Below are 2962 nucleotides of genomic sequence, written 5' to 3'. Positions count from 1 at the left end.
TTTTTGACGACCAAGCCTCAAGACGAGTTCATCATATCCACAAAGGTCGGCAGGCTGTTGCAAGCTTGCCCGCCGGAGCAGCGAACGGGCATCGGCAAATTCTTTGATACACCCAATCGTCGCGAGGTTTATGATTACAGTTATGACGGAGTTATGCGCTCTTTCGAGATATCGCTGGAGCGGACCGGCCTCGATAGGTTCGACATTCTTCTTGCGCACGATTTGGATGTCTTCACACACGGTACGCTTGAGAAGTGCCAGACCTATCTCGATCAATTTATGGATGGCGGGTACCATGCCATGCTGTCGCTCAGGGACCAGGGCGTAGTTAAGGCCATCGGCGGGGGACTAAATGAATGGCAAATGTGTCAGGATCTGGCTGAACAGGGCGACTTCGATCTTTTCCTGCTGGCGGGCCGGTACACATTGCTCGAACAGGATGCTCTGGAGACCTTCCTGCCCATGTGTGAAGAACGTGGCATCGGCATCATTTTAGGGGGTCCTTACAACTCGGGTATCCTCGCTCGCGGACCAACCACCGGCGCTCATTATAACTACTCAGAAGCGCCATTGCATGTAATCGAACGTGTGAAGCATATCGATGCCATCTGCAGGCGGCACGATGTTGCAATGATAGAGGCTGCGCTAAATTTTCCGCTTCATCACCCTGCTGTCGTCTCGGTAATTCCCGGAGGCCAAAGTATTTCAGAGGTCAATGCAAACCGGGCCATCCTTGGGAAAGAACTGCCGAGCGCACTATGGGCCGAACTCAAAGCTGAGGGATTGCTGCGAGATGACGCGCCACCCTTGAATATCACGTCTCCAGCATAAGCGTATTGGTAGCGATACGAGACGGGTAATACCTTAGCTAGATTGCACGACTCAACGGTCGATGATCTAYGCGGTGAGCCTCCGAATTTCGTTCTTCCGGCGCGGTCAAGAATCGACAGTCAACTTTCGGATTGCGCGCAACAATTGTTTCTCTCCAAATGGTTTGCTCAACACCAGGGATGCTGGTATTTGGCGAGCATTCTCCGGGTCTAAATGGCCTGTCGCAAAGATGACGCCAATTTCAGGATCGATTGCGCGGGCAGATCTAGCCAGTTCCACGCCTGAAATATCTGGCAGTTCGATATCCGCAACAATGATGTCGAACTTGGCCATGGCCATCTCAGCTAGAGCTTCAGAAGCCTTCACAGTTTCGGTGACCGAAATTCCACGGGATTGCAGAAATTCGGAAACGTGCATCATTATAAGCGGCTCGTCTTCACAGAGAAGAATGGAAAGAGCTCGTTCGGAATGGTTTGTCACGTCCGGCCCCGTCGACGTAGCTGACCAGGAACGGCCTGGCGCGTGAAGTTCCGCGCGTCATCATAAGGGTAATCCAAATACGATAAAACAATTTCCGACAAGCACGCGCGCGATTTCTGACCCGTCATCGCCTACAGCGTGAAGACGAAGTCGATGATCCCACCCCGCCAAATCGCGTCGGCCTCTCCTCGTACGACAAGTCGGCCTACTGGTGCACATTCTGCTGCCATCTGCGGCCAGCCAAAGCGCCATTCGGGCAATGTCAGCCGGATACAACGGTTCTTTAAGACACTGCATTTCTGTGCTTGGTCTTGCCTTTCATTGTCCGCTCGTAAAAGGAAGAGCAAAAGTGTATGGTTTGCCGGGGACGCGAGCAAGTTGAGCGAATGCGCGACGGGTTAGGCTACTTGGCCCAGCGAGCCATGCCTGGCCGTTCCTTCAAGAGCATTCGTCCGACCTGCGCAGGACCCGACGGCAGGGAATGGACGCCGAGGACAGCGTCCTCAACTCCACCCGACAACGCCGTGCCTACTTAGTCTGGTGCGGCTTCCTGTCAGGTGATTGCGCTGAATGGGACAAACCAATGAAAAAGCAGGAACTGGAAAAGCTCTTCATGGACTGCGATCGTCTGAAGGAGCTGTGCGAGCAAATGCATCGCTGCCGGCCGTGTAAGTCGGGTAATTCGTCCGACAAGCCCAAGGCGCGATTGGCGCGGGCACCGCGAGACGCCCAGACGCCCGAGCCCAGCCCCGATGACATCCGGTACAATCGCGGGTTCCTGGGGGTACCTTACAAAAAGGCGGACCTCTTCCGATCGGGGATGTCGGCCGAGGAACAATTGCGCGATGCGGTTGAGCAATATCGGAAGGAGCCGTCGGCCAAGGGCGCGATCCTGATCGAAATGGCGATCAATCGCATCGGCATCAGCGGACGGACGGACAGGGAAATCGACGGGCTGGTCGAGGAAGCGAAGAAGCTGCTGGCCGAGAAACGGAAGCGGAAGGGCAAGGGCGGGTTCCAAGGCGATAACGTTACCGGAACCATCTACCAGCACTCAGACTTCAACGGCGCGTCCATGTTCCTCAACCTGTCCGTGGGCGGCTTGCTGACCGGCTTCGTCAACCTCAGCTGGTACAATTTCAACGACCGGGTCTCGTCCGCCGAGCATAGCGCGAGCCCCGACGAGGTTGGCGGCCGCCTGTTCCTTTTCCAGACGGATCGCTTCCGGGACCGTTACGTCAAACTGGATGCCAATGGTGGGGACAATCCCAGGCTTTCTTCCCTCGGATCGTTCATGAACGATCGGACTTCGTCGGTCCTCATCTACCGGAAATCCTTGAACGAAGTCGTCCAGTCGCTCGGCAACCTCGTATCCCCCAGCCAGATCACGGCTGCTATATCCTCGCAGGAAAAGCTGTCGCCCCGGGGCGATCCCATCCTGACCTGGGACCTGTTTCCGGATGGCAAGGACGGCCACCCCAACGAGACCGGAAAGATGTACGTCTACGTCCGAATTCCGGTTGAGGTCGAGGTGAACAACTGGTTCAACTATGATGCGGAGATACGCTTCTGGATCTATCTCTATGTCACTCAGGATGGGCGGCTCAACGCCTGGCCGGAATATTACGGCGCTTGGGTCGAGGGCGGGATC

At 55.7% G+C, this 2962-nt stretch carries 3 protein-coding genes; 2 read left to right on the top strand and 1 reads right to left on the bottom strand.

All coding sequences use genetic code 11. The annotated features are described in order from the left end of the window. Positions 1 to 831 (top strand): aldo/keto reductase (locus tag ACXJ5O_RS23285; protein ID WP_457301980.1); only part of this gene is annotated, 831 nt, incomplete at its 5' end. A gap of 105 nt (positions 832 to 936) precedes the next feature. Here the strand turns inward: ACXJ5O_RS23285 and ACXJ5O_RS23280 are convergent. Then, positions 937 to 1311: a response regulator gene (locus ACXJ5O_RS23280; RefSeq protein ID WP_457301979.1), complete on the bottom strand. Its 375-nt coding sequence runs from the start codon at positions 1309 to 1311 to the stop codon at positions 937 to 939. A gap of 481 nt (positions 1312 to 1792) precedes the next feature. On the opposite strand from ACXJ5O_RS23280, the gene ACXJ5O_RS23275 reads away from it, so the two are divergent. Continuing rightward, positions 1793 to 2962, top strand: a 1170-nt coding sequence (locus ACXJ5O_RS23275; RefSeq protein ID WP_457301978.1) for a hypothetical protein, incomplete at its 3' end; no start/stop codon positions are given.

It is taken from the genome of Phyllobacterium sp. P5_D12 (genome assembly GCF_054049495.1).
The sequence above is the reverse complement of the archived record's forward strand: the minus strand, read 5'-3'. Positions and strand labels throughout refer to the sequence as shown.